At 63.5% G+C, this 617-nt stretch carries 2 protein-coding genes; both read right to left on the bottom strand.

What is annotated here, in order from left to right; translation table 11 throughout:
* Positions 1-16 precede the first annotated feature (16 nt).
* Positions 17-232, bottom strand: coding sequence for a conjugal transfer protein TraD (locus SAZ01S_RS23420; RefSeq protein WP_167693259.1), 216 nt, complete (start codon positions 230-232; stop codon positions 17-19).
* Positions 233-245: 13 nt separating this feature from the next.
* Positions 246-569 (bottom strand): conjugal transfer protein TraD, encoded by a 324-nt coding sequence (gene traD / locus SAZ01S_RS23415; protein WP_084584718.1) that lies wholly within the window; start codon positions 567-569, stop codon positions 246-248.
* Positions 570-617: the final 48 nt, after the last annotated feature.

Below are 617 nucleotides of genomic sequence, written 5' to 3'. Positions count from 1 at the left end.
GAAAGATGCGGCGGGACTACTCATTCTGCAGCTGATCGAACGCGCGACGTCCACGTCTTCGCCATAACGTAAGCGCCTGATCCCGTTGTTTGCCTTTGAGTGTGGCGGCAGCGTCGGTCATCACGCCGAACAATACGGCGCGATCATCGTCGGTAAGTTCGACAAGTCCGGCTTTTGCGACCAACCCGCCCAGCTCGATCAGCTGGCGCGTTCGTTCGCGGCGCTTCACCATCCAGTCCCGCGTGTCATTCCGCGCCCGCTGCGCTTCCAATCGGTGCCGCGCCGCGGTCAGCTGCCGCAGCCGATGCCGCACGCGGACGAGCGCGGCCGCGAGCTTTTCCCTGCCGCTGAAAGAAGGCCGCGCCACGCTGGCGCCAGTCCTCCCGTGTCACCATGTCGGACGCGCCGACAGCGGCGAGCAGCGCGCCCGCCAGTTGCTCGACCGGCAGCGCATCGGCACCGGTCGCGACTACCAGCTCCCGAAGCTGCTGGAGCTTGGCTTGTTTGAGCTTCCGCACCTTGCTGTCGAGCGCCTTCAGTTCCGAATCAAAGTCGCGTGGTTTGCGCATCGATCCCTCCGTAGTTTATGGATGATCTTCGGTGATTTAGGAACTGCA

It is taken from the genome of Sphingomonas azotifigens NBRC 15497 (assembly GCF_002091475.1).
Lineage (GTDB): Bacteria > Pseudomonadota > Alphaproteobacteria > Sphingomonadales > Sphingomonadaceae > Sphingomonas > Sphingomonas azotifigens.
The sequence above is the reverse complement of the archived record's forward strand: the minus strand, read 5'-3'. Positions and strand labels throughout refer to the sequence as shown.

Excerpts from the sequence above, each read along its gene's own strand:
- SAZ01S_RS23420 (WP_167693259.1), bottom strand. The coding sequence starts at position 232 with ATGGTGAAGCGCCGCGAACGAACGCGCCAGCTGATCGAGCTGGGCGGG.
- traD (WP_084584718.1), bottom strand. The coding sequence starts at position 569 with ATGCGCAAACCACGCGACTTTGATTCGGAACTGAAGGCGCTCGACAGC.